At 46.6% G+C, this 26,475-nt stretch carries 22 protein-coding genes, 6 pseudogenes and 1 riboswitch; of the genes and pseudogenes, 5 read left to right on the plus strand and 23 right to left on the minus strand.

Annotated elements, in window-relative coordinates; all coding sequences use genetic code 11:
• Positions 1 to 161: 161 nt before the first annotated feature.
• The 7 genes and pseudogenes from ASL14_RS03965 to ASL14_RS03995 all read right to left on the minus strand — a co-directional run bounded on the left by ASL14_RS03965 (position 162) and on the right by ASL14_RS03995 (position 7,248).
• Positions 162 to 1,118: a 4-hydroxy-3-methylbut-2-enyl diphosphate reductase gene (locus tag ASL14_RS03965; protein ID WP_134910541.1), complete on the minus strand. Its 957-nt coding sequence runs from the start codon at positions 1,116 to 1,118 to the stop codon at positions 162 to 164.
• 111 nt (positions 1,119 to 1,229) lie between these two features.
• A pseudogene (locus ASL14_RS03970) lies at positions 1,230 to 2,707 on the minus strand (sensor histidine kinase).
• Positions 2,708 to 2,709: 2 nt separating this feature from the next.
• Positions 2,710 to 3,398, minus strand: a pseudogene (locus ASL14_RS03975) (response regulator transcription factor).
• A 147-nt stretch (positions 3,399 to 3,545) separates the two neighbouring features.
• Complete coding sequence (locus ASL14_RS03980) at positions 3,546 to 5,141, minus strand: S1C family serine protease (protein ID WP_134910542.1); 1,596 nt, start codon at positions 5,139 to 5,141, stop codon at positions 3,546 to 3,548.
• Positions 5,142 to 5,337: 196 nt separating this feature from the next.
• A complete protein-coding gene (locus ASL14_RS03985) occupies positions 5,338 to 5,646 on the minus strand; it encodes a hypothetical protein (RefSeq protein ID WP_069291489.1) in 309 nt (102 codons plus the stop codon).
• A gap of 84 nt (positions 5,647 to 5,730) precedes the next feature.
• Positions 5,731 to 6,305, minus strand: a pseudogene (locus tag ASL14_RS03990) (3D domain-containing protein).
• Between the two features lie 61 nt (positions 6,306 to 6,366).
• Positions 6,367 to 7,248, minus strand: coding sequence for a putative sporulation protein YtxC (locus tag ASL14_RS03995; protein ID WP_134910543.1), 882 nt, complete (start codon positions 7,246 to 7,248; stop codon positions 6,367 to 6,369).
• Between the two features lie 239 nt (positions 7,249 to 7,487).
• On the opposite strand from ASL14_RS03995, the gene ASL14_RS04000 reads away from it, so the two are divergent.
• The 4 genes and pseudogenes from ASL14_RS04000 (at position 7,488) to ASL14_RS04015 (ending at position 10,763) form a co-directional block, all read left to right on the plus strand.
• Complete coding sequence (locus tag ASL14_RS04000) at positions 7,488 to 7,883, plus strand: hypothetical protein (RefSeq protein WP_134910544.1); 396 nt, start codon at positions 7,488 to 7,490, stop codon at positions 7,881 to 7,883.
• A gap of 203 nt (positions 7,884 to 8,086) precedes the next feature.
• A complete protein-coding gene (locus ASL14_RS04005) occupies positions 8,087 to 8,581 on the plus strand; it encodes a cation:proton antiporter regulatory subunit (RefSeq protein ID WP_134910545.1) in 495 nt (164 codons plus the stop codon).
• A 4-nt stretch (positions 8,582 to 8,585) separates the two neighbouring features.
• Positions 8,586 to 9,811 (plus strand): annotated as a pseudogene (locus ASL14_RS04010) (cation:proton antiporter).
• 88 nt (positions 9,812 to 9,899) lie between these two features.
• Entirely contained in the window at positions 9,900 to 10,763 is an 864-nt protein-coding gene (locus ASL14_RS04015) for a YitT family protein (RefSeq protein ID WP_134910546.1), read from the plus strand.
• A 206-nt stretch (positions 10,764 to 10,969) separates the two neighbouring features.
• Here the strand turns inward: ASL14_RS04015 and ASL14_RS29460 are convergent, their stop codons facing one another.
• The 6 genes and pseudogenes from ASL14_RS29460 to metA form a co-directional block, all read right to left on the minus strand.
• Positions 10,970 to 11,059 (minus strand): putative holin-like toxin, encoded by a 90-nt coding sequence (locus tag ASL14_RS29460; protein WP_007429455.1) that lies wholly within the window; start codon positions 11,057 to 11,059, stop codon positions 10,970 to 10,972.
• Between the two features lie 164 nt (positions 11,060 to 11,223).
• Entirely contained in the window at positions 11,224 to 11,529 is a 306-nt protein-coding gene (locus ASL14_RS04020; RefSeq protein WP_134910547.1) for a hypothetical protein, read from the minus strand.
• 182 nt (positions 11,530 to 11,711) lie between these two features.
• Complete coding sequence (mqnC, locus tag ASL14_RS04025; RefSeq protein WP_134910548.1) at positions 11,712 to 12,845, minus strand: cyclic dehypoxanthinyl futalosine synthase; 1,134 nt, start codon at positions 12,843 to 12,845, stop codon at positions 11,712 to 11,714.
• A gap of 405 nt (positions 12,846 to 13,250) precedes the next feature.
• Positions 13,251 to 14,429 (minus strand): trans-sulfuration enzyme family protein, encoded by a 1,179-nt coding sequence (locus ASL14_RS04030; protein WP_134910549.1) that lies wholly within the window; start codon positions 14,427 to 14,429, stop codon positions 13,251 to 13,253.
• Between the two features lie 2 nt (positions 14,430 to 14,431).
• Positions 14,432 to 15,610, minus strand: coding sequence for a PLP-dependent transferase (locus ASL14_RS04035; RefSeq protein ID WP_134910550.1), 1,179 nt, complete (start codon positions 15,608 to 15,610; stop codon positions 14,432 to 14,434).
• Positions 15,611 to 15,734: 124 nt separating this feature from the next.
• Positions 15,735 to 16,651: pseudogene (metA, locus tag ASL14_RS04040) on the minus strand (homoserine O-acetyltransferase MetA).
• A 120-nt stretch (positions 16,652 to 16,771) separates the two neighbouring features.
• Positions 16,772 to 16,897: riboswitch (SAM riboswitch) on the minus strand.
• A 555-nt stretch (positions 16,898 to 17,452) separates the two neighbouring features.
• On the opposite strand from metA, the gene corA reads away from it, so the two are divergent.
• Entirely contained in the window at positions 17,453 to 18,388 is a 936-nt protein-coding gene (corA, locus tag ASL14_RS04045) for a magnesium/cobalt transporter CorA (RefSeq protein WP_134910551.1), read from the plus strand.
• A gap of 84 nt (positions 18,389 to 18,472) precedes the next feature.
• Here corA and ASL14_RS04050 read toward each other — a convergent pair whose 3' ends face one another.
• The 10 genes and pseudogenes from ASL14_RS04050 to ASL14_RS04095 all read right to left on the minus strand — a co-directional run bounded on the left by ASL14_RS04050 (position 18,473) and on the right by ASL14_RS04095 (position 26,375).
• Positions 18,473 to 19,480 (minus strand): HRDC domain-containing protein, encoded by a 1,008-nt coding sequence (locus ASL14_RS04050; protein WP_134910552.1) that lies wholly within the window; start codon positions 19,478 to 19,480, stop codon positions 18,473 to 18,475.
• A gap of 165 nt (positions 19,481 to 19,645) precedes the next feature.
• On the minus strand, positions 19,646 to 20,524 hold the full coding sequence (locus tag ASL14_RS04055) for an ROK family protein (RefSeq protein ID WP_044647418.1): 879 nt from the start codon (positions 20,522 to 20,524) through the stop codon (positions 19,646 to 19,648).
• A gap of 229 nt (positions 20,525 to 20,753) precedes the next feature.
• Positions 20,754 to 21,650: a 5'-3' exonuclease gene (locus tag ASL14_RS04060; RefSeq protein WP_134910553.1), complete on the minus strand. Its 897-nt coding sequence runs from the start codon at positions 21,648 to 21,650 to the stop codon at positions 20,754 to 20,756.
• Positions 21,651 to 21,722: 72 nt separating this feature from the next.
• The gene (locus tag ASL14_RS04065; RefSeq protein ID WP_025682357.1) at positions 21,723 to 22,088 is read right to left on the minus strand and encodes an arsenate reductase family protein; all 366 of its coding nucleotides are present in this window, start codon (positions 22,086 to 22,088) and stop codon (positions 21,723 to 21,725) included.
• 2 nt (positions 22,089 to 22,090) lie between these two features.
• Positions 22,091 to 23,053, minus strand: a complete 963-nt coding sequence (locus tag ASL14_RS04070) for an RluA family pseudouridine synthase (RefSeq protein WP_134914378.1) — start codon at positions 23,051 to 23,053, stop codon at positions 22,091 to 22,093.
• Positions 23,054 to 23,074: 21 nt separating this feature from the next.
• Positions 23,075 to 23,638, minus strand: coding sequence for a cob(I)yrinic acid a,c-diamide adenosyltransferase (locus ASL14_RS04075; RefSeq protein ID WP_134910554.1), 564 nt, complete (start codon positions 23,636 to 23,638; stop codon positions 23,075 to 23,077).
• A gap of 18 nt (positions 23,639 to 23,656) precedes the next feature.
• Positions 23,657 to 24,228, minus strand: a pseudogene (locus tag ASL14_RS04080) (hypothetical protein).
• 102 nt (positions 24,229 to 24,330) lie between these two features.
• The gene (locus ASL14_RS04085) at positions 24,331 to 24,537 is read right to left on the minus strand and encodes an aspartyl-phosphate phosphatase Spo0E family protein (protein WP_134910555.1); all 207 of its coding nucleotides are present in this window, start codon (positions 24,535 to 24,537) and stop codon (positions 24,331 to 24,333) included.
• Positions 24,538 to 24,650: 113 nt separating this feature from the next.
• Positions 24,651 to 25,862, minus strand: a complete 1,212-nt coding sequence (locus tag ASL14_RS04090; RefSeq protein ID WP_134914380.1) for an aminotransferase class I/II-fold pyridoxal phosphate-dependent enzyme — start codon at positions 25,860 to 25,862, stop codon at positions 24,651 to 24,653.
• 12 nt (positions 25,863 to 25,874) lie between these two features.
• Entirely contained in the window at positions 25,875 to 26,375 is a 501-nt protein-coding gene (locus ASL14_RS04095; RefSeq protein ID WP_134910556.1) for an Lrp/AsnC family transcriptional regulator, read from the minus strand.
• Between the last annotated feature and the right edge of the window lie 100 nt (positions 26,376 to 26,475).

Genomic DNA, 26,475 nt, shown 5'->3' on the forward strand with positions numbered 1-26,475 from the left:
ACCTGTTTTGCCTGTACTCGTCAAGACTTAATTATCCTGAATATTGGTCTGCATTTTCGCTCCTTATGATGCTGATTTAATCCGGCGGGCTACCTTCCAATCAGTAAAAAAAGCCGCCATTCGGGATTTCCTCCCGAACAGCAGCCATCATCTGTTACATGTTATTTCGTCGTTTTTGACTTTTCACGCACAGGGGGCAGCAGCTTCTTCATATCAACCGTCCGCTGAATCTCCCATGTATCCGGGTTAGCCGGATCATACTGCTCCAGGTACAAAATAACCTCTTTCGTAATCAGCGTAGGCGTGGAAGCTCCTGAAGTCACTGCTACCTTGTGAACGCCCTCCAGCCATTCCTGCTTCAGCTCCGTCACATCAGAAATACGGTAAGCTGTTGTACCCGCAATTTCCTCGGACACCTGAGCCAATCGGTTTGAATTGTTGCTGCGCGGATCACCAACGACAATTACCAGATCTGCATTTCCTGCCTGTTCGGCTACCGCTTCCTGACGCACTTGCGTGGCCAGACAGATTTCATTGTGTATCTCGGCACCGGGGAACTTCTCCAGTAGCTTTTTCATAATATGCTTGATGTCCCACTGGCTCATAGTCGTCTGATTCGTGATCAGAATTTTGTCCGCAGACAACGTAAGGCTGTCGATTTCCTCTTCCTTCTCGATCAGATGGACATGATCAGGAGCAATACCGATGGCTCCCTCCGGCTCAGGATGATTCTTTTTGCCGATATAAATAATCTGATATCCCTCGGCAGACTTCTCCCGAATCAGATCATGGGTCTTCGTCACATCCGGGCAGGTTGCATCAACCGTAGTCAGCCCCTTATCGCGAGCCAGCTTGCGAACCTCAGGGGATACACCATGGGCGGTGAAAATAACGGTACCACTCTCCACCTGGCTTAAAATCTCCATGCGGTTAGGGCCGTCCAGTGTAATAATTCCTTCATCCTCGAAGGAATTTGTGACATGACTATTATGCACAATCATGCCTAGTATATAAATAGGCCGAGGTAAGTCCAAGTTTCTGGCCGCCTGACGAGCCAATACCATGGCATCGACTACGCCGTAGCAGTAACCCCGGGGCGAAATTCTGAGCACTTCCAAAAATAGCACCCGCTTTCTTCGACACAGTAGACAGCTCCCAAAAACTGGGTAGCTGCGGCATCCAAGCCTTTACCGGCCAATTCTATGATGTAGTTGCCTTCCTATTATAGCCTATTCCAAAGGCGCGGAAAAGCTGACCGGAAGCCAGATGATAAATGTCGTCCCTTCACCTTGGCGTGTAACCACTTCCACAGACCCGTGATGTTCATCTATTATCCACTTGGCAATGGACAAACCCAAGCCAATTCCCTCTGTCACCCCGCGTGACTCATCCGCCCGATAGAAGCGATCAAAAATAAAGGGAACCTCACTCTTGTCCATCCCGATGCCTGTATCACTAATTCGCAGACCTACCTGTCCCTGATAGACAATAGCATCAAACCGGACCGTACCTTCGGGTGTATATTTGAACGCATTGTCTATGAAAATAAACAGCATTTGCTGCAAATAATCCTTGCTGCCATCCATATAAACGCCATTCAGTATCGAGAAGTCGCCCACATTCCATTCGGAGGTTCGCTCCAAAAATTGAGCACGCCGGGCAACCTCACTTACGAGTGGCTCCAGCGCCACCGGGGCCTTCTCGAATGTTTTCCCTGTATCTGCTCTGGCAAGCGATAGCATATCACCAACCAGACGGCTCATCCGTTTGCCTTCATCCGCCATATCACTTAGGGCCTCCATGGAGAGTTCACGAATCATCGCTTCATCCATATTGGGGCGGTCTCCCGGCTCTGTAGTCCACATTTTAAGCAAAAAATCAACGTTACCCCTGATTGTCGTAAGCGGCGTACGCAATTCATGAGAAGCATCGGCTACAAAGCGACGCTGGGCTCCATAAGCATCCTCCAGCTCCTTATAAAAACCTCCGTACGCCCCAGCATCTTGTTAACCGTCGCGATCAGTTGCCCAATTTCATCTGGCGGTCCATCATATTCAATGCGGACACTCAAATCATTACTGGACTGAATTTGGTTAGCCCCTTCAATCACCTTCACTAGCGGCTTCATGGATTTACGAGCCAAAAAGAGACCCGAGGTTGCGGCAGCGAGCAAGGCAAACAACGAACCGTATACAAGCACATTTTGCAGTCTGTTCATCAGCCGATCCTGAGAGCCTGTAAATTGTCCCACCTGTAACAGTCCAACCACTAATCCAAGTTCCTCGGATTTGATCGGTTGCTGATAAATCATAAAAGAATCCCCATCCACACTCACACGTCGAATTCCCTCATTTTGGACCGCTCCAGCCGCTGTGGATGGAACCGGAAAGGTAATATCGAGATTTTTCATATTTTGCGTCGTCTTGGTGACGCCGGATGTATAATTATAAATTTGTACATATAGCTGTGATTCATCAATTCCACGACCCTGAATCAAGCCCAAATCCAGATTGGGGACCTCAAACAGTCCTCCTTTGATGGTAAGCAGTAACTGCTTGTTAATACGTGGCGTCTGGTTCGTAAGCTGACTTTTCACTTCATTATATGTGTAATAATATACCAGTCCGTAAATAGCCAGTCCAAACATAACAAGCACTATAGCCAAGATGCTGGAATACCAAGCTGTCAGTCGCCAACGAATGGACATAATTACACATCACCTCTTAAAATATAGCCCGCTCCCCGAATCGTACGAATGAGCCGTTTGCCGCCATCCTGCTCCGTTTTTGTCGGAGCATGGCAATATACACCTCCAGCACGTTCGACTCTCCGCTGTAGTCATAGCCCCAAATTTTGTCCATAATCAGATCACGCGACAGCACACGCTTCGGGTTTTGCATAAACAGGTGGAGCAGTTCGAATTCTTTTGCCGTCAGCTCTAGTCGCTTGCCCCCACGTATCACTTCACGCGATTCGTTATCCAACTGTAAATCCTCGAAGGTCAGTCGATGTCCGTTATTGTCCTGCTGCTCGGTTTTACGACGCAGAAGCGCCCGCACACGAGCCAGTAGCTCCTCAAGAGCAAACGGCTTGACGAGATAATCGTCGGCACCCAGATCCAATCCCTTGACCCGGTTCTCCACCTCATCCTTGGCTGTAAGCATCAGAACGGGGACCGTACTTCCTCCCTCTCGCATGCGACGGCATACCTCGAAACCATCCAGTTGCGGCATCATCACATCCAGCACGACAACATCAGGCTCTGCTGTAAGCATTTTATTCAATCCCTCTGCGCCGTTGGCAGCCGTCAGCACTTCGTAGCCTTCGAAGGCCAGCCCTCTGCGCAGCATGGACACAATTTTTTCATCGTCATCAATAATCAAAATGGTAGAACGCATACACCATCGAGCTCCTTTATTATCTTCTTTTCACTCTATTGTAGCAGGAGTAGACGCGTGTAGCATCTTGCCGCCGCATACAGCAAGAAACGGAAGGCAACTTCCTTCCGTTTCTTTTCACATTTTCACTTTTACAGAATGATTCGATTACTGTTGGAGAGTCGAGCTAAAGTCGTTTTTGTTACCCACTTTTAACTGAATATCCTTTTTCTGTCCAGCCCGTTCAATGTTAAGCGTCAGTGCTGTACCTACTTTTTGCTTTTGAATGAAATCGATCAGCTCCTGTGATGTGCTGTAAGGAGTACCATTAGCACCGATAATCACATCATAAGGACGCAGATCGGCCTGATAAGCTGGCGATTTGTAGATAATATCCCGCACAACCGAGCCTTCGGTCAGGGTTGTACCCAATTCCTTGGCTACTTCGGGGCTCAGGTTCAACAGACTTGCGCCAATGAAAGGAACGGGTTCTTTTGGAATAGGCTGATTAGTCTTCAGCTTATCCACAACTTCCAAAATCGTATTGGACGGAATCGCAAACCCGATTCCCTGTGCATCAGCGCTGACAGCAACGTTCATGCCGATAACCTGTCCTTGCAGGTTCAGCAAGGGGCCACCAGAGTTCCCCGGGTTAATGGATGCATCGGTCTGAATTAAATGTTTATATTGAGTCGGTTTTCCCGTCGATTCACTGTTAATCGTAATCGTACGTTCCTTTGCGCTCAGCACTCCGGCTGTTACCGAATGCTCAAAGCCTTCAGGGTTACCGATGGCTACCATCCACTCACCGACTTTAGCATTGTCGGAGTTGCCTAGTGTTACCGTCGGGAAGTTATCCTTGCCTTCAATTTTCAGCACAGCCAAATCCAGGTCTGCATTTTTGCCCAGCACTTTGGCTTCATACGGCTTGTTGGTTCCCTCTACCGTAACCTGAACCACATTCGCGCCTTCAACAACGTGATTGTTCGTCAGGATGTAGCCCGTTTTATCGAAAATAAAGCCGGAACCAATACCAAGCGGAGTCAGTTGTCCGCTATTGTTGCCTTCATTGTCATTGTTGCTACCATTGTTTCCGCTATTACCACTGTCTCCATACTGATTACCGAAAAAGTATTGATACAGCGGGTCATTGTAATAAGGGCTGCTTTGTCTGCCACTGCTGCTGGATTGCTTGGCCAGCGTTTCAATTTTAACGACTGCCGGACCGGCCTTGGCCACAACAGATTGAACGTCTGCGGTACCGGAAGGCATCACAGCCGGAACTGCGTTAGGAGACTGACTCGTCGTTCCCGAATTAGTCGTTACTCCGCTTTCGGCTGCCGCCGACGTTAACGCCGTCTCGGGTGTAAACATATTGGTGCGGTCGGCTGTATACATCAAAACCGTTATAACCAGCATCCCGGCCAAAAAAGATAGGAAAATCGTCTTTACCTGGGACTTGGGCTTATTCTGTTTAAATTGCCAGTTACCGCCGTTGCGACCCGAGCCGTCTTGTTGTTGCTCAGCCCCGGCACGATGGTATGAAGAAGGAAGTGGCCTTACCGCCTGCGGTGGCGTAATCTCAACATCCTTCTCTACAAGCTTCCCATCCTTGCGTTGTCCATCTGATTGAACTGAAGAAAAGGGACCGTACGAATAGTAATATGAGGAACCATTTGAATCATTCTGCCGGGTTGTATTATCGGATCCAACTTGATCGTTGTCATCCCGGCGTCCAGAATTATTATTTTTAAATTCGTCCATTGTATATCTCCTCCCAAACCCTATGCTTCAAGGTGGTGTTGTTTAGCTGACTTTATTTTGCACTTTAAACCTTAATTCCACCTTAAAAACAATTAAAAAGGAGATAAAACCTTAGACCTATTTGTACCTAACCACTTTTACTCAAAACGAAATGCCCCGGATATAATCCGGAGCATTGTCGGTTGTATATTCTTTTTTATTTCGTGTTGAAGTTTTCGTCGAACTTTTCGTTCGGTGTTTGAGCATTGTTTTGAATTTTGTTGCGACTGGAGTTTTGAACTTTTTGCGCTACTGCACCTGTACCGCCTTGATCTGTTGCAAATTCTTCATCATACTTCTCATTTGGTGTCTGGAAGTTGTCTTGAATTTTATTTTGCTCAGACTGCTTTACCTTTTGTGAAACGACACCTACCGTATTGTCTTGTGCAAATTCCGCTTTGAACTGATTTCCTGTGCTTGCCTTGAAGCCTTTGTTCGTGAAAGAACTTCCGCCTTGATTTGGCATAATTCTCAACCTCCCAGTATGTTTTGCGGGATAAGCTCATCCCGCAACATAGTATGTGAAGTCAGAAAGGACAATATGCACGAATTATATGGAATCATCCAGCGTAGCGGCCGGAATGGTTTTATGCGTTTCTATCGCCTTTTGGAGCGATTTCACCATCTTTTCCGTACATTTTCCGTTCCCTTTTTTATAATTTGAACATCCACATCTTTCTTGCCCCATTCAGAATACACCTGCCGGGTTGTTTTAAAATACAAATCAATTTTATTGCCCTTAATTGCTGAACCTGTATCTGCTACAATCCCGTAGCCATATCCTGGAATGTACAAAATGCTGCCCAAAGGAAACGTTTTGGGATCAGCCGCAATGGTGGACAGTGTGTTCTTGTCACGACGCACTTTTACACCGGAATACGTAATACCGTAACCGGGATGACTTGGCCGTTTGCCAGTCGATTCATAGCCTGCTGTATATCCTGTTGCCGTGACCGTCATGGTCGTAATAACCTGCTCTTCGCGCGGAGCTAAAACAGGTGTGGACTGCCATTTCTTATGCTGGACCGGTTCTTTGTGACCGTAAACTTCATTGCCGGGCAATACCAGACAGGTTGCGATTAACACGGTTCCCAAAATCCGTTTCCATACCAACATGGATCTCATAAAAAACCTCCCCTTGAGGCAAAGGTTTTCCAGAAATCCGTTGGTTTATACGAGCACTTAATTATTTTTGAACATCCTGCCCGGGAAAGAGCCTGCTGAGCTTCATTTTATCTTCAAAAATATGCAGGAGCGTCCGTACAATGGGGGTGTGCTCGTCGTCTGTGTGTAATATAATGGAAGCAGGAGAAATCGAAATAAGTGTGCTTACGATTCTGTCCTCGACCTCCATTTCTAGTTCAATCCCCGGCATCTCCACAATAATGTCATCTCCATCAGGTGTCGGTATCGGCACCATGGAGCTATCGAGGATAGTAAAATCATGTCCACCCTGATGAAGCACATGTACCAGTGGAACTTTACTTTCCTGAAAAAACACAAAGTACTTGAGCAATCCCATAAATTCTTCATACTGCCGATCCGCCCAAAATTCTTCCATGGCATAGTCGACGATTTCCTCAAGCTCTTTTTTGTATGCGTTCAATCTGAATTGTATAAGTCCTTCCAGATTTATCACGCGCAGCTCCATAAAATCCTTTTCCAGTAAAGCAGACAGTTTGCCGTGACGCTTCATACGCCCTCTTGGGCCATCATCCTTTAACAAAGAATGCACCATGCTGCGAATCTGCTCCGTATCCTCTTTCTCCAGCAGCGAGCAGGCGTTGGCGAGGATCAGATCAAGCATTCCCCATTCCTTGACTTCGATAATATAATCCGCTATTGCGGAAGCCATGATGCTGTATACACAGGGGAGAAAGCTTTCAAACGCCGGATTGCTCTCTGTCCCCTTGCAGGTCCATGCCACTTTGTTTTCGAGTTGTCTGAAAGTGAATCGAAATCCGCGCCGTGACATATGTAGTCCTTTGTTTCTGCTCTTGACCACCTGATAAAAACGGTCGCTTTCCTGATTTCCGTCTGTATGGGTCCACACTGTAAACAGTTCCATTGGCTCACTCCTTTCGATCACTGATTACAGTATATGGCGGGCTCGAAAGGGTTATACGAAGTGAACGACTGGAAACAGGATACAGCATAAAATGAGAATAAACGGGTTTCAAAGAGAAGGTTTCGGTGTTATAAAGAATGGCTGCAACTCAGGACAAAACCAGAAGACGTTTGAATATTTAGAGTAGGGTATGTTAAGGTTATAGTAATATGAATTTTTCACAAGAGGGAGGGGATTAGATGTCAACGATGCTGAACATGCTGCGTACACTCATGATTGTTATATTGAGCCTCGTTCAGATTTTGTCCCTTCCTGTGACGTTTCATGCGGAAGATACTACTCAATCCCTCCAGTTTACTGCGGGATCTTCTCTCATGCCGATTGTTGAAACTTCTTCGTTGGAAACGGACTCCCATGGGCTGGAGCATCACTCCAAACCAGCCATCCGTAAATCCTCTCCGGTCCTTCATCTGGTGATTGCTACGGCCAAATCACTTCCCTTTGTCATTTTGGTGGCATTGGTGCTACTAATGAGTATTCCAAAACTGCGCTTGCCTTTCATTCCTGTCATCTACAAGCTGAAAAAGCAACTCTACTTGTTCCCCATTAAATTCACCTCCAGTTATGTGGCTTAACTCCTTTTACATGCACATCATATTTGCATGTCTTTTCGTAAAATTTTCCCAAAAGATTTAATAAGTAAGTCTGTTCTCTGTCCATTTTTTTGACAATTAATGTAATTTTATAATGTGGGAAAAAGTCCCATGTCACATCTAATGTATGTGATTTATTTCCCATACCCATTTTAAACAAATGTACAATACAGGAGGTATTACAAATGGATATTCGAGAGTCTATTTTGCCAGGAATCGGGATTAAATATCGAATAGATGCGGAAAATGGCGATCGCCTTGTCATTATCATTCATGATGACGGCAGACGTGAGTTGTATCATTTTGATTATGAGGATTTGGAACAAAGTATTTCTATGACGACCCTAAGTGACCAGGAAGCGCGATTGGTAGCCTCCATTATTGGTGGCATGACGTATAAGCCCAAGCAGCTTGAAAGCGTAGAGATGACGTTCGACGATTTTATTATTGAATGGTACAGAGTGGAACCTCACTATGCTAGTGTTGGCAAGTCGATCGGTGAGCTGGATGTACGCCAAAATTCAGGAGCTACGGTCATTGCCATTGTTGAGAAAAAAGGGAACAAGTATGTAAATCCCGGCCCGGAAGTGATTATTAGCGAAGATGCTACTGTGGTCGTGGTCGGGGAACGTGATCAGCAAAAACGCTTTAAACAAATTCTTATGAACGGAAGCGGGTGATTGGATGGATCATCTGGTATTTGAGGTTGGATTGGCTATTGCTCTGATCGCCGCAGCCGGACTTATTTCCACCAAACTGCGCTTATCGGTCATCCCTTTTTATATCCTGATTGGAATGGCCGTCGGACCGCATGCGATGGAGCTGTGGCATTTTGATTTCCGATTTATCGAAAGCGCGCCTTTTATTGATTTTATGGGAAGAATCGGGGTGCTATTTCTCCTCTTCTACCTGGGACTGGAGTTCTCGGTAGGCCGTTTGATTAAGTCAGGCCGTTCCATCGCGGTGGGCGGCACCATATATATCGGCATTAATTTTACGTTGGGACTGGCGCTCGGCTTTCTAACTGGTTTTCCCATTGCAGAGACACTGGTCATTGCCGGGATCACGACGATTTCCTCCAGCGCCATTGCTGCCAAGGTGTTGGTCGATCTGAAGCGAACCGCCAATGCTGAAACTGAAATGATTTTAGGCATTATTATGTTTGAGGATGTCTTCCTCGCCGTCTACATTTCCATCCTCTCCGGATTGGTTCTCAGCGATTCATCCTCGCTCGGGGTGTGCTGTTATCTGCGCTAATCGCGCTTGGCTTTATGCTCGCAGTTATTATTATCGGTCGGAAGGCCGTCCCTCTGTTAAATCGAATTCTTCGTATTCGCTCCAATGAGGTATTCGGACTTGTTATTTTTGGCTCCCTGTTTCTTGTGGCAGGTTTTTCGGAAACGATTCATGTGGCGGAAGCCATCGGAGCCTTACTAATCGGACTCGTGCTGGCCGAAACAGAACATGCCAAACGGATTGAGCATTTAATTGTTCCTTTCCGCGATTTCTTTGGCGCTTTGTTCTTCTTCAGCTTCGGACTATCTATTGATCCACTGTCTCTGGGCGGAAACGCGATCTGGCTTGCGCTGGCAGCAGTCATTCTTACGTTAATCGGTAACATTTGGGCCGGGATGCTGGCTGGACGCACTGTCTCTCTGTCACCCAAGGCGTCGGCAAATATCGGTTTGACGATTGTGGCCCGCGGTGAGTTCTCGATCATTATGGCTAATTTGGGCAAAGAGGGCGGTTTGCTGGATATTGTTCAGCCCTTTGCAGCTATCTATGTACTTATATTAGCGATTATGGCTCCGTTACTGGCAAAGCAGTCAAAACCTATTTTTAATATGATGAATAAGGTTTTCAAATTCAAGGACCCTCGCCTTCGAAAGGAAGAAAGAAATTCAGTATAACTGACTGTAAAAGCTGGATACGACAATCCATAGGAGGGAAGGCTATGCCGCACGCTGTAAAACATGCCGAAACTCTATGAGGCGGCTTGTGAAGCCCGCTTCGGGAGATGCGAGCAGGTTCCCTGTCTTTTATACGGTGATTGGTGGAATTACGGCATCCTTCGGTCTGGAATTGTTTTTGCATCCGCACGATATGATCGCTGGTGGCGTCACAGGCATCTCCAGACTCATGTCGCTTTACACACAAGAGCATTTTGGATTACTGCTATTCATTTTGAACTTGCCGCTCATGCTACTGTATTCTCTGTCGACCCACAAGCCCATGCTACTTCGGGCGCTTCCAGGTCTGTTTGCCTTTTCAGGCTCAGCCATTATTCTGTCCCCTTTCCCGGCAGTGAGTGGCCACCCGGTAGTATGCGCTCTGGGCGGGGGGATCTGCATCGGACTTGGCGCAGGGCTGGCGGCCCGTTATGGAGGTTTGCTCGATTCTCTGGGGCTGAACGAATCTGACGATGGCCGACCGTCCAGTCTGTTGCTGACGCATCGGAAGATTCCGTTGATACAAATTGTGATGCTTTGTAATGGTTTGCTGCTAATTACGGCTGGCTTCGTGCTAGGCTGGGAGCCAGCTCTGTATTCAGCCTTATCCTGCCTTGCCGCCTATGAAACGACCCGATTAATGTTTACCGGTCTGAACCGTATGGTATGTGTCGTCAGCAAGGATCAGCAAACCATCGAAGAAGCCTTATACCGCAGGCTCCGTATTCACAGTACGCCTGTGGGAAATCCTGCACAGATAGAGAGCGAAAATAGAGGTGAACTGGCAGAGGAAAAAGATGAACTGGTCATCGTCTACAGCGTTCATCTGTTGGATTTGCAGCGCTTTAAGGCGGTCATCCAAATGGCAGACCCGCAGGCTGAGATTATGTATGTGAAGCGATGGGAAGTGTAACAAGGCCAAGTATATTTACCGTAATGCGCTTTTACTCCATTGTCATGCTGGTTGGCAATATGATAAAATATAGCTAAGATGTATACACTAAAAAAGAGTAAGGATGTTGTAGCATCCTTACTCTTTAGCAACAGCCGCTTATAAGGGCGGTGGCTGTTCAAAGATTTGTCGATCGAAATAGACCGTTTACCTTTGGAGAGGGCGGTCTATTTCTTTTTGTTGAAGGAAATAATCAAGATCACTAACGTTGCAAATTGAATCATCAACATCAGCGTATCTTTAACCTCCACAGGCATCACCTCCTTTGCAGGAGACTAGCCGACCGCCCATCTAAGCCATACTGTTGTTAAGGGATATTATACCATATAGATATTATTTAGAGGAAGAAAAACGCCTGTTTTAAGTCTACATTTGAGATTAGTACCCTGATACATAGTTTTGTGACTCATCTTCTGCCCTTTCAATAGCTTGTGCCCCCTACCGCCCTCCATTCCCAGTAGTTATGTACATCAACCGTCTCCAGAAAATAAACTGACAAGGCTTCGATTGGATTAACTACATACAATTTTATAAAATCCTCGTTGGAAAGTTGATCATACTTAAGATAATCGTTCTTCATTTTATAGAGCAAAATGGATATATCTTGAGCATTAACATTTACAATTCGATTTAAGAATGCATTGCGCCGTTCGACATTATTCAGTATGATTTGTAAAGCATTGCGAATATCACGAGCATCTGGGCCAACGTTGAGCATCAGAGACATTAATTCCGATAGTGCTCCATTTGCGGTTTAGGGAATCTGTAATTATATTAATGCGATTTGAGGAAAAAGAATAATCTATAATTATAAACACATAAAAAACGCTTACCTACACTAATCCCTCTACACGGATTAATGATAGATAAGCGTTTTGCAGTGATTACGCTATATTAACGAAAGTATTCCTAATTTTGCATGATAAAATCATGTTCGATACTGCTGGCACCGTCAAAGGTACGAATAATATCATAGCGGGTATTGCGTTGTGCCGGAACATGACCCGTTTCGCGGATCAGCTGTAAAATGGATTCGATGTTGACTTTGTACGTTGCGCCTGCGGCGGAAACGACGTTTTCCTCAATCATTGTACTACCGAAGTCATCGCAACCGTAGTATAGTGATTTTTTGCCGATTTCTGGTCCCATCGTTACCCAGGAAGACTGAATATGCTTGATGTTATCCAGTACAAGGCGGCTGATTGCAACAGTCTTCAAATATTCCTCCGGCGTCTGGCGTTCCTTTTTCAGGTTTGTGTTATCCGGTTGGAAGGTCCATGGAATAAAGGCCAGGAAGCCTTCGGAATCATATTTATTTTCAATGCATTCGTCCTGGGCATCACGAACACGCAGTAAATGCAGCGCACGCTCCTCCATCAACTCGCCAAAGCCGATAACCATCGTGGCCGTCGTGTTCATACCCACCTTGTGAGCGGTCTGCATCACGTCCATCCAGTCCCGCCAAGAGCCTTTGAGACGGCTGATTTTGCGGCGTGTGCGGTCATCCAAAATTTCTCCGCCCCCACCTGGCAGGGAATCCAATCCGGCTTCATGAATGGCTCGAATCGTATCTTCCATGGACAAGCCGGATTTTTCCTTCATCTTATGAATTTCAGCCGGCGAGAAGGAATGCATCGTAATATCGGAAAAACGCTCCTTGATCGCTTTCAGCAAATCCGTATAATAACTGAACGGCAGATTCGGATTTACACCGCCTTGCATCAAAATTTCAGTGCCTCCTACTTCCTGCGTTTCCTTGATCTTCTGGAAAATTACTTCATCGGGCAGGACATAACCTTCATCTGAACCCGGTCTACGGTAAAAAGCGCAAAAACGGCAATATACGTCGCACACGTTCGTATAGTTAATATTTCGTCCGATAACGAAAGTTTTAATCGGATCAGGATGCATACGGTTCATCACTTTATTCGCCGCGTGGCCGATTTTTTCTACCTCGTCTGACTCGAACAAAGCAACGGTGTCCTCTAAATTCAGGCGTTCGCCGCGCAGAGCTTTATCTAAAATATGGTCGATTACACTCATGGTGTATCCTCCTTCGCTTTCACAGGGGGACGAAATGAAAGACAGGACTTATGAACGAGAATGATTTCACAAACCTGCGTTCGAACCCTGTCGTATTATATGTGTTCATGACTGGCTTTGTATTTGTCTGTGCTATATAGCATAGTAAAACCTAATGATAATACTAACATATCTTTAGGTAAGGAACCATACTTATTCCCGTTTCTTTCTGCTTCATACCCAGGCGATGATGCGACGAACAAGCTATAATTCTATGGTACATTGTCCCATGGAAAGGGAAAAAGGGGTTGTGCAGCACGTTCATATTTCCTCCGTCATGTCGCACTTACACAAAGCAGCAAGCTTCCCACTACACAGAAGCTTGCTGCTTTTTAGATTTTATGTTCATTATGCCGTGTTTTTGTTTTAGCGAAGAGCCTCGTTCAGATCATTGATCAGATCGTCAATATCCTCCAGACCTACGGAGAAACGTAGCAGACCATCCGTGATTCCCCGCTCCAGACGTACGCTATGTGGCATTGCCGCATGTGACATCATCGCCGGATACGACAAGATACTTTCCACAGCTCCCAGACTTACCGCCACAATCGGAATTTGTATGCGATTAAGAACCTCTTTTGCACGCTCACCGGAGCCTACATCAAACGAGATAACCGCACCGTATCCACTGGATTGGCTCTCATGTACGGCACGCCCCGGATGATTTTCCAGGCCCGGATAGTATACCGCCTCAATGTCACTTCGCTCGTTCAGCCAGTTGGCCAGCTTCGCCGCACTCTTCTCACTGTGAGCCATACGTGCTTTCAGTGTCTTCATCCCGCGCATAAGCAACCACGACTCCTGTGGGGCCAACACGGTTCCGAGTCCATTTTGAAGCTGCTTGATTTGTCTGCCCAACGACTCCGTACGTGCCACCGCAAGTCCTGCGAGTACATCGCTGTGCCCGCCGAGAAATTTGGTTGCACTGTGCAACACGATATCGACACCTTGCTCAATCGGACGTTGATAATAAGGTGTCATGAATGTGTTATCCAGCAGCGTCAGAAGCCCTTTCTCCTGGGCCCAAGCCGTTATCCCTGCCACATCGGTAATTTTGAGGGTTGGGTTGGAAGGTGTCTCCATATATACAGCCTTCGTATTTTCCTGCAACGCTTCTTTCACAAGGTTGATGTCCGTCATATCGACGAAGGTGGTTTCGATATTCATCCGTTTTAAAATAGAAGTCAGCAGGCGGTAGGTCCCTCCATATACATCTTCCGAAACAATGACATGGTCCCCAGCGGACAACAGCATAAACGTACTGGATATAGCCGCCATACCCGATGCAAAGGCAAAACCTCTCGCTCCACCTTCCAGTAAGGCGATGTAGTCCTCCAAAGCTTGCCGTGTCGGATTGCCAGAACGGCTGTAGTCATGCAGCGGAGGATTGAAAATATCATGATGGTGAAAGGTGGACGCCTGATAAATCGGTACACTCGACGCACCCGTAACACTATCAATTTCAGAGCCAAAATGTAGCAGCTTGGTAGCGAACTTCCGTTCTTTTTCCGTTTCCCGCCCGATTTTCCGCACGTCCTCAATCATTGCTATTCCCCTCCTTCGATTTCTTGACGTGCCGCTTCCAACGCTGAACGCAAATCTTCAATTAAATCATCCGTATGTTCAATACCGACGGAGAAACGCAGCAAACGATCATCCACCCCGACCGCATCCCGAATCTCAGCCGGTATATCGGCATGTGTCTGTACAGCAGGATAAGTCATTAATGATTCCACACCGCCCAAACTTTCGGCAAAAGCAATGAGCTTAATGTTTCGAAGCAAGGGCTCCACATAACGGGCATCTTTTACTTTAAACGAGAAAATACCTGTGTTGCCGCTGGATTGTTTGTTTTGAATCTCACGCCCTGGGTGACCCTCAAGCCCTGGATAAAACACCTCAGCCACCGCTGGATGCGTCAGCAGATAATTGGCCAGCACTGTCGCATTATGCTCATGCCGATCCATACGCAGCGCCAATGTTTTCATGCCCTTCATCAACTGATAGCTATCGCTCGGAGAAAGTACAGCCCCAATGGAATTATGCAGGAAGGAAATTTCGGCTGACAGCTCTTTACCCTTGGTTATGATCAAGCCTGCCAGCACATCATTGTGTCCGCCCAGATACTTGGTTGCGCTATGTACCACAATATCGGCACCCAGCTCCAAAGGGCGCTGGAAATACGGTGTTAACAGCGTATTATCTACAATAGTAAGCAACTGACGTTGTGACGCCCATTCGGCTACAGCCCGAATATCCGTAATCATCATTAATGGATTCGTAGGCGTTTCAATGAATACCGCTTTGGTATTCGGTCGACATGACTGCTCGATGGCTTCAAGATCATTCGTATCCACATAGCTCGCCGTCACGCCGAATCTGGATAAAATACGTTCCAGCAGACGATACGTGCCTCCATACAGATCCAGCGATACAATCAGATGATCTCCTTGTCCAAACAGGGCAAATACCGTTTGCAGCGCCGCCATACCTGAACTGCATGCAAAGCCTGCATCACCGGATTCCAGTGCAGCGGACGCCTCTTCCAGTACTTTACGTGTCGGATTGATCGTCCGAATGTAATCAAATCCTGTGCTTTGACCCAAACGGGGATGGCGAAACGCCGTAGATTGATAAATCGGAAAATTCACTGCTCCGGTTACCGGTTCTTCGATTGAACCAATCTGTGCTAACCTGCTTTCGATTTTCCACTGTTTCTCACTCATATGAATCCTCCTGTTCACTTCCATAATAGGTGCTGTAACATATGCTGCAAAATTGGATTATCATATCTATACTGCTGCGCTGCTGCAAGGTGGTACTGCGTAGATATAAACGTTAAGCCCCATTTTAAATCTGGGGCCCGATATCGAAAGGGGTTTCTTGGTATACATAGTAGTTGAGCCAATTTGAAAATAATAAATTGGCATGCGCACGCCAGGTTGAGGGCGGTGTACGCTCAGGGTCATTGTTGGGAAAATAATTTTTTGGTACTTCAATATCCATCCCTTTGGCGACATCACGATCATATTCCCATTTCAGGGAAAGTGGATCGTATTCGGAATGCCCAGTCACAAAGATTTGTTTGCCATCACGCGTAGCTACCAGATACACTCCGGCTTCCTCGGATTCGGATAAAAGCTCCAGTTCGGCAATATGCTCAATATCTTCGCGCCGAACCTCTGTATGCCGGGAATGAGGTGCATAAAACAATTCATCAAAACCGCGTAGCAATTTCACTTTAGGTTTAATAACGCTATGCGGAAAAACGCCAAAGCATTTGTAATCAAGTCCGTATTTGGGAACGCCGAAATGATGAAACAGACCCGCCTGTGAGGCCCAACAGATATGCATGGTCGAAGTTACATTCGTTTTCGTCCATTCAAAAATTTGCCGGATTTCCTCCCAGTAGTTCACATCTTCAAACTCAAGCTGTTCAACGGGGCTCCCGTAATCACCATGCCGTCAAAACGGCTGTTTCTGATCTCCTCAAACGTTTTATAAAACATGTTCAAATATTCCTGCGATGTATTTTTAGATACATGCGACTTCATGTGTACCAGCGTAACGTCCACTTGAAGCGGGGTATTGCCGACCAGACGCAACAGCTGAGTTTCCGTTGTTTCTTTGGTAGGCATCAAATTCAAAATGGCGATGCGCAACGGACGAATATCCTGATGATAGGCCAGGCTTTCATCCATTACAAAAATATTTTCGCCCTCCAGCACTTCCTTGGCAGGTAGTGTATCCGGAATTTTAATCGGCATGTAAACTCACTCCTTGTTCGGTGAAGTTTTTGCGAAAATCGTCATGTTGAGATGCCGGGCATATAATAAAAAGACCTTCCTCGGTTACGAGAAAGGTCATATTTGTATCCATATGCGCCTCTCTCATCTGTCAGGGCATCGCTCTTTGTAAAAAGCGCGCGTCCTGCAAGAATTAGCACCGTGCGATTAAAATCGCCGGTTGCCGGGTATCATCGGGCTAGTCCCTCCACCTGCTCTTGATAAGATTTCGCTATATTCATTTTGGGTTCATAAAAAGTTCTTGTTGTTCACTTTAATGCATCCGCTGGGCTTCGTCAAGATGAGACTTGTAAGTTTGTGCCCTGCATTCACACTTCGTCTTATATTTCCATATGTTAAATCATACATTACCCTATCGTCGAAGCTCTTGTCACTACTGTTGATTTAGCCCATGATTTTGCGCTTGAAAGGCTGTAGGCCGAGCGTTATACTATACAAGTGCTATAGGCCGAAAATATAAAGCAGTCGTGCAGATTTAGAGTGCTTTCTGCGATACTGTGGCAACCTAAAAAAGAACATTTGTGAGGTGAATCCGGAATGGAAGGCGACCCGAGTCCGAATAGGCGGCGATCCCTGAACAACAGCATAGGAATGACTTCAGCTTGCCGAAAGACGGGACGCCAGGCTCTGCATGCTCCAAAAGCCTCTGGCTTTTGATGGGGATGCCGCTTACCCGATCCGGCTAACTGGCTAACTGAGTCCATTCCTTATGCTTGAGGTACACGTATTTTCCGTTACGACGGAGCATAAGGAGTGACATATATGAAAATCCGTTTGGTAAACAACGGGGTTTTTACCCCTGTCGAAGAAATTGAAATGGCGCTTACTCCGCCAGCAGAAGGTTTTTATTGGATTGATGCCGATGTTGATGATCTGGCAGTGCTCCAGCCTCTATTCTCCATGCATGATCTCGCAGTAGAGGACTGTTTGAGCGAAGAAGAGCAACGCCCGAAGATTGAAATTTACGAGAGCCATTATTTTATCGTTGTAAACAGCATTCGTTTTGATGATGAAGAAATATTTTTACGTGCTTTGAACATTTTTCTCGGCCGCCATTTCATCATTACGGTGACTAAGCAGAAAATCAATGAGCTACGCACCCTCAAGCCTATGTTATGGGAGCAGGAGGTCAGCCAGCCTGACCGTTTTATGTATCTGTTGGTCGACTTGATCGTTGACAACTATTTTCTGGTTGGTGACCGGATTGAGGTTCGCATTGAGAAGCTGGAAGAAGACATTCTGATGCATACAAAAAAATCGCATTTGAATGAAATTATCGGCTTACGCAGTGAGATTCTGTGGCTGAAAAAAGTGCTTGGTCCGCAAAAAGAAGTCATCAATACGTTGAACAAACGGGATTTACGGCTGATCGACGATCAATTGCAAAAATATTTTAGCGATATTTATGAAAATGCCGTGAAAATTTCGGAGACTTTCGAAACTTACCGCGATCTAATGGGTAACCTTCGAGAAGCTTATCAATCCAGTATCGCTAACCGTGCGAATGAAATCATGCGCGTGTTTACAGCGATTACAACCGTGTTTATGCCGTTGACGGTGATTACCGGAATTTATGGTATGAACTTTGATAATATGCCTGAGCTTCATACGCGTTATGGTTATTTTATCGTCATTGGTATTATGGTGGCGCTGGGGGTTAGCATGTTCTGTATTTTCCGCAAGAAGGATTGGGTTTGAAAAGAAAAGGTTGAAGCAGTAGCCGTATCCTCACAGGATATAGCTACTGCTTTTTTTGTGTGATTATTTTATATTTGCGCGATGTTATCCCGCATGTCGATCTGATGCCACCTGATGGCGAAAACGGATACGAATCAGACGCAGCCGCTCATAAACTTGATCCAGCCCCGTTTCCGCAGCCTGTTCCTCACCATATACCCGCAGCATGACGGGCTTGAGCAGCGTATCCCCCAGTTCTTCATACGCAGACCAGATCGCCGTCTGCTCTTCCTCAGATACGTTCACCAGTTCCTGACGGATCAGCTTTTCCATATCGATTCCATCTCGATCCAAATGCTCCACTGCTTCAATCATTTCTCTACGATGTAACCCCGCCTTCAGTCCAATATGCTCCAACGTAAGACCGTCTGAAATACCTTCAATAATGGTTTTTGTCAGACTGAATTTATTCAGTTCCTGCTTATATTGGTTCTCTTTTTGCTTGTACAGCCATGATAAGAAAACTTCCTCATCCAGCGTCTCTGTTACCCAATTTAGCGGAAATGGGGTAGTCCGGTCATTTTGTGTCGTAATAGCCAGCAGCTCTTGACCATATTGAGATATTTTACCTTGCCCCACCCCTGGTAGCTCCAGCAACTCTTCCTCGGTATGGGGAAGATAGACGCTAATCAACCGAAGCAGACGATTGGTAGCGATAAAATAGGGTGCTTTTCGCTCGGCAGCCGCCTTTTGTCGTCTCCACATCGTCAATTGCTCATACACATCATCACGCGGAAACAAATCACTATAACAATACAGCTTTTGTAATGTTTGCCCACGTCCTGCTGCCCCTTCCTGCTCATGAAAAACACCATGGATTAAGGGTCTGTAGCCCTCTGCCATCTTAAGCGCCAGCTCGTGACGGTACACATGCAGCAACTCCTGCCACAAGCTGCCCTCATACCACAGATCATCTGTGCTTTCATCCAAGCTGTGTTGTGTGCTCCACCCTGCACTCCATACCCCATCATGTTGTCCAATCCATACCTGGGCAAATTGCTCATGACCCTGTTCATTCCGTTTGGACAAGCGATTTAAAAATAAAATTTCCATGCTTTTTTCCTCCATGCTTATAATTGGGTTACAGTCCGGTACAACGCCAAACGCAAAAAAGCACCTATCTCGCGTATTTGCAAGAAAGGTGCTTCCCTTTTTGAGCCGTACTATGCTGTTGCCTATATGATAACCGTACCTCGGATTGTCGTCAACCCGTAATTCTTATTTGTTCAGCTTTTCCTTTGCCAAGGCAAGAGCGCCGCACAATCCGGCATTGTCTCCCAAGCCTGGGGCCACAATATACTGATCAATTTCTGTAGTCAGACTCGGATGCTGTACGTATCCGTTTAACAGTTTTTGAAGCTCGGCGCGAACGAGTGGGAACAGTTGCTCCTGCTTCATCACTCCGCCGCCCATAATAATTTTTTGCGGTGAAAGAATCAATACATAGCTCATCAAAGCCTGTGCCAAATAATAAGCTTCCATCTCCCATGCCGGGTGATCCACAGAAAGCTCATGGCCTTTGACCTTCCATCTTTTTTCAAGTGCAGGACCCGCAGCCAGCCCTTCCAGACAATCTCCGTGATAAGGACATGTCCCTTCATAGGTATCTTCCGGATGACGACGCACCAGGATATGGCCCATTTCAGGATGGGACAATCCATGAATCAGCTTTCCACCAACCAGAGCACCCGCTCCGATACCTGTACCTATCGTAATATAGAGACAGCTATCCAGTCCCTTAGCCGCCCCCCAGATGGATTCGCCCAATGCTGCACCGTTCACATCTGTGTCAAATCCCATAGGTACGTCAAAATGCTCTTTCAGCTTGCCGATCAGGTTATAATTGCCCCAATGCGGCTTTGGCGTTGTTGTAATATAGCCATATGTATCACTGCCTTCGATAGGATCAATCGGCCCGAACGACCCTACGCCCAGCGCTTCAATGCCCTTCCCTTCAAAAAATGCAACGACATTCGCCATCGTTTCTGCTGGCGTGGCTGTCGGAAAGCTCGCGCGTTCCAGCACCTCTCCCTGTTCGTTGCCAATTCCACATACAAATTTGGTACCGCCTGCCTCAATTGCTCCCAATACTGTCATAGCTGCTGTTGTCCCCTCTCAGTCATGATCCGGTTCTCTCTATCCTATATTCACCTGAAACGTGTCCAAGGTCAATCCCCTGATCCCAATTGTATATAATCCTTCACAACAATATATATCTCCCTTGACATAACTGTGTATAAAAAAGGACACTAACGCACCAAGCGCCAGCATCCTCATATGTGTAATACGAGCTCCGAGTTGTACCTGTGAAGCCAAACTGGCTTCGTTATGATCCAGTTGCCACACCCATTAACGTACACAAGCTTTTCATTTCAAGCTCCTCAAACTTATCTACAATTTGCACATGATCCAGCGTCAACAGACAACTGTCCAGTGCGCATGCTACAGGTACACCACAGTGAATTTCTGCCAGCTTACGTGACAAATGCAGCATATCCAGATCACTCTCGATCTTTTTGCGCACTGCTGGCGTCAATTGATCCAGATTCTCCAGAATACCTTCAATGGAGTCATATTCCTGTACCAGCTTGAGTGCCGTCTTTTCACCAATGCCTCGTACTCCCGGGTAATTGTCGCTTGCATCCCCCATCAGGCCCTTGAGGTCCACAACTTGGCGGGGTTTGAGCCCTTTTTCAGACAGTAACGTTTCCGGGGTGTACACCATATAATTGCCGTGACCTTTTTTCATAATAATAACCCGTGTCCGCTCATCCACCAATTGGAGTAAATCATGATCTCCGGAGAGAATCATTACATCCATGTCCTCATTCTGCGTATAGTGGCGTGCCAGCGTACCGATGCAATCATCCGCTTCAAAGCCTGCGGCTCCAATATTAGGAATGCCGAGGCTATCCGTCACATCACGGATCAATGTAAATTGAGGAATCAAATCATCTGGCGCGTCAGCGCGATTCCCCTTGTACGCAGCAAAATGCTCCCCGCGGAACGTCGTTCCTCCCATATCCCAGCAGCATACGACATGCGTCGGATTATAGGTTTGTACCGCATCCCAAAAATATCGAATAAAACCATATATGGCGTTCGTTGGCACTCCGGCCTTTGTACGCCTTATATAACCGTTTGCAGCAGTTGCATAATAAGCGCGAAATAACAGAGCCATGCCGTCAACCAGCATTATGGATTGTTCATTACGTTGTGTCACAGATTGTATTGCTCCCATTCATCATATTATTTAACCCCAACAGTATAACACATCGCGGAGCCAAATTGGACGTTATTGAGCGCTCCATGCTTCCTCAAATGTTTCCTCTTTGAAGCCTACCGTTACTTTGTTCCCGTCTGTTACAATCGGGCGCTTGATCAATCTTCCATTCGAGGATAAAAGCGAGATTTGCTCTTCACGGCTCATGTCTGCCAGCTTGTCCTTCAGCTTTAGCTCCTTATATACCTCACCGCTCGTATTGAAAAACTTTTTCAGCTCCAGTCCACTTTTGCTGATTAAATCAGCTAATTCCTCCGGGCCGGGCGGTTGTTCAAAAATAGGAATCAATTCCGTTTCATGTCCCTTGCTTTGCAGCCATTTCACTGCATTGCGACAAGTGCTGCATTTGGAGTACTGGTATACTTTCAACTGGCTCATCTTTATGTTAACCCTCCATTTCGATTTCTTAACAGCTCCTGCAACTGGGCCATATCGTCCGGCAATGGGGCGCAAAACGTCAACTGCTCTTTGGTCACAGGATGCACCAAGGACAGCTCTGAGGCATGCAGTGCCTGTCGGGGCATCTGGGCATCCAGCAGATCATAACGCTCACGTTGCGCAGCGTCAGCAGGCGTATTTCGGTACATTTTATCTCCGATCAACGGACATCCGATAGAAGTCATGTGTACCCGGATTTGGTGTGTACGTCCGGATTCCAGCTTGATCCCGATGCGGCTCCCCTCATTCCAGGCTTCCTCCAGCTTATAGAGTGTAAGGGCCGGATAACCATCAGGGGTCACCATGCGCAAATGCGGATCATCCGGATTACGGTCAATCGGCCCATCCACCCTTCCTTCCTGTGGATCAGGGCAACCGTGCACCAGGGCCGTGTAGCGCTTATCCACCGTCCCCGAAATCATTTGCTCGGAAATATGCTGGTGTACATATGGATTTTTAGCCACCACAAGGACACCCGTCGTCTCCTGATCGAGACGATGAACGGGACGGAATCTGAACAGCTCACCTTTGGCCTGCCAATAATGCACAACCCCGTTAGCCAGTGTTCCCGTGTAATGACCGTGAGTCGGATGGACAATCATACCCGCCGCCTTGTTGACAACCAATAAATGCTCATCTTCAAATAAAATGTCAAAAGGAATCGGTTCAGGCAAAATATCATCGGAACGCTCGCGTTCCATACGAATTTCCACCCGATCCCCGGACTGTACCTTTACGCTGATATACACTCGTGTTCCGTTCAGCATAATGCCTTGTTCCGTCAGCTTAAGTTTGGATATCAGCTTGCGTGAAACATTCATACGTTTTTGCAAAATGGTCTTCAACAGCATTCCCTCCTCCTCAGGAGGGATCGTATACACGATAGGTTCATAATACAAGCTCATCACAAATTCCCGGTTGCCTCCTTATTTGCGGAACACTTTTTTGCTGCGCACATATTCGACATCCGGTACCCCTTGACGTACATTCGCGGTGCGGGCCACGACGAAGAAATAATCGGACAGACGGTTCAAATACCGACGTACCGCAGGATTGATTTCCGTATGCTTACCCAGTGTGACAGCACGACGTTCCGCACGGCGGCAAACCGTACGGCAAACATGAAGTGCTGAGGACAACGTACTCCCCCCCGGAATAATAAAACGCTCCACCTTCGGATTTTCCTCCTGACATGCGTCAATCCAGCCTTCAAGCCGCTCTGCCAGCTCATCCTTCACCTTGTATTTACTTTCGTTAATTTTGACAAACGCCAAATCCGAGCCGCAATCGAACAATTCCTGCTGTACTTCCTCCAATTGAGTCCGAATATCCGCAAACTTTTCACCTTCGGCAAAGCTGATCGCTTGTCCTACAAAGCTGTTCAATTCGTCAATCGTGCCGTATGCCTCCACACGGTCATCATCCTTGGACACTCGACCGCCGATCACCGAGGTTTGTCCCTCATCGCCTGTTCTTGTATAAATCCCCATGGTATCTCATCCCCTCTATCATTCCGTCAGTGCTTTTAATACCTTAATGGCTTCTTCCTTATTACTCGTACGCGGTGGCACGGTAGCAAATAATGTTTTGGAGTTATATTTTAAATCCTTGAACATCTTCATCTGCCCCACCGGAATCCCGAACAAATGAGTTTCCTTGATCACATCTGTTCCTTTTTCCCCCTGCTCCTTCTCCTTAAAAACGCCGCCCTCGAACACACCCCGAGCATACGTTTTCTTGTCAAAAGCATCGTCTAAAGGCAAATTCGAGCCATTCTGTCCGTACAACTTCATATCCTCTCCCGGCAAAATAAACAGGTCGTGTTCCCCGGCTGCATATTCAACGACCAGTTTCTGCTGGTTATACAGTGGGCTAACTGCAATCTCAATGGTTGGAGCCTGTTCGCCCAGTTTATCCTTAAGCTTTTGCGCCAGTTCATCACGAAGAACTGAAGCATCCCCTTGCTTATCCATAATAAAAATGGAGAAACTGTCCTTGTCCCGCCCCCGCATCCGGCCAACAGCACGAGTGCCAGCATTCCAATGATCCACGGAGATAGCCTTTTCAGCCCTGCTCTCATATGTACGCCCCCTCTTCCATGCCACTAATATATCATAAGTTGTGAACGCAAAAAAAGAAGGCCCTGCGGCCTTCTCTATATATACGGCTTGGCTTCACACGGTTACACCTTGCATTCCGAACCGTACAGCTTCATGTATTCGTTAATTTTCAAATCGAGCTTGCAACTGATCTCAATGACAAGATCAGAGGTAAAGGACTTCTCTTCCTGAAACGTCCGCATCATCTCATTGCGCAGGAACAAAATTTCATCTTCCAGGGAAATGCCGTATCCAGTTGACACCGACGAATTATATCCAACATATGACATGAGCATTCCTCCTGCAATGAAAAATTAAACTTCCTGCTTTCGATTTCAAATTATAGCATATAAATTTAGAAATAAAAGACTATTTTCTATGATTTACCCATAAAAAAATAATTTTAACCTTCTTTTTTTACTTTTTCTACAAAATGACCAATACGATCCAATGCTTCCGTCAGTTGAGCAACAGAGGTCGCATACGAGCATCGAAGATAGCCCTCGCCCCCCAAACCGAACACGTTCCCCGGCACAGCCGCAACCTTGGCCTCAGCCAAAAGACGTTGCGCAAATTCATCCGAGCTTAGTCCTGTGCTTTGAATACTTGGGAAAACATAAAAAGCCCCTCTCGGCTCGTGGCATTCCAGACCAATGTCCCGAAATCCTTCAACCATCAGACGGCGACGCTGATTGTAAGCTTCCACCATGCGATCCTTCTCGCCCAAACCATTGCGCAGCCCCTCAAGAGCCGCTACCTGACCCATCGAAGGCGCACACATCACGGTATACTGGTGGATTTTAAGCATAGCGGCAATTAAATCAGGATGCCCACATGTATACCCAATACGCCAGCCCGTCATAGCGAAGGCTTTGGAAAAACCACTGACGAGAATGGTACGATCCATCATGCCCGGCACAGCCGCGAAGCTGACATGCTTCTCGCCATAATTTAGTTCTGCATAAATTTCATCAGAAATGACGATCAAATCATGTTTTTCTACAACTTTCGCAATCGGAAGCCAATCCTCATAGGTCATGGTCGCCCCGGTTGGATTGCTCGGATAGCACAAAATCAGCACCTTGGATTTAGGTGTGATTTTAGCCTCCAGCGCCTCTGCTGTCAGCTTGAATTCATCCTTGGCGAAGGTTTCGATTCCTACGGGAATACCGCCGCCAATGGAAGTGATTGGAGAATACGAGATGTAGCATGGCTCTGGAACGAGAATTTCGTCGCCGGGTACAATTAACGCACGCAAAGCCAGGTCAATCGCTTCGCTACCGCCCACCGTCACGATAATTTCACTTTTTGGATCATAGCGGACTGCAAATTGCTCATCCAGATATTCACTAATTGCCTCACGCAGTTCAGGCATACCCGCGTTGGAAGTATAGCTGGTAAACCCCCGTTCCAATGAATAAACACAGGCTTCCCGCATATGCCAAGGGGTTGTAAAATCCGGTTCGCCTACCCCCAGAGTAATAATATCCTTGTTGCCGCCCACCAGATCAAAAAACTTACGGATGCCCGAGGATGGAATCTCGCGCACCAATGGAGACAAATATGAGCTCATGGCTTTGCTACTGTCAGTCAATGCTTCAGGTTTGATATTCATCATGATCTTCCTTTACGGCGAAATCATCAGACGATTATCTTCCTGATGATCTTCGAAGATAATTCCGTCCTGTTTGTATTTTTTGAGCGTAAAATTGGTCTTGGTGGACAGGACCGAATCAATAGGCGACAGCTTTTCCGACACAAAATTCGCTACCTCGCGAAGATTGCGTCCTTCTACTTCCACTAGCAAGTCGTATGCACCAGACATGAGATATACTGATTTAACTTGTGGATACAAATAAATCCGTTCGGCGATGCCTTCAAATCCTCTTCCCCGCTCTGGTGTAATCTGCACCTCAATCAAAGCAGTAACCTTTTCGTCGTCGACTTTATCCCAATTGACCACAGCGGCGTATTTGACGATCACATGTTGGTCTTCAAGCTCTTTAATCGCGGCACGTACATCCTGTTCGCCAACTCCCAGCAAGGTAGCAAGCAGAGTCGGCGTCCTTCTTGCATCTTCTTTTAACAATTCCAGCACTTTTAATTTCAAATCATTCAGTTCTGTCATTCTACATAAGGCCTCCATCAAAAGAGATTACTATACATCATACAATACGTGCTTTAAACCTGCAAAGAAAAACCGCCCGCCCCGGTGAACCCGGCAGACG

The organism is Paenibacillus sp. IHB B 3084 (genome assembly GCF_001447315.1).
In the GTDB taxonomy this organism is placed as follows: Bacteria; Bacillota; Bacilli; order Paenibacillales; family Paenibacillaceae; genus Paenibacillus.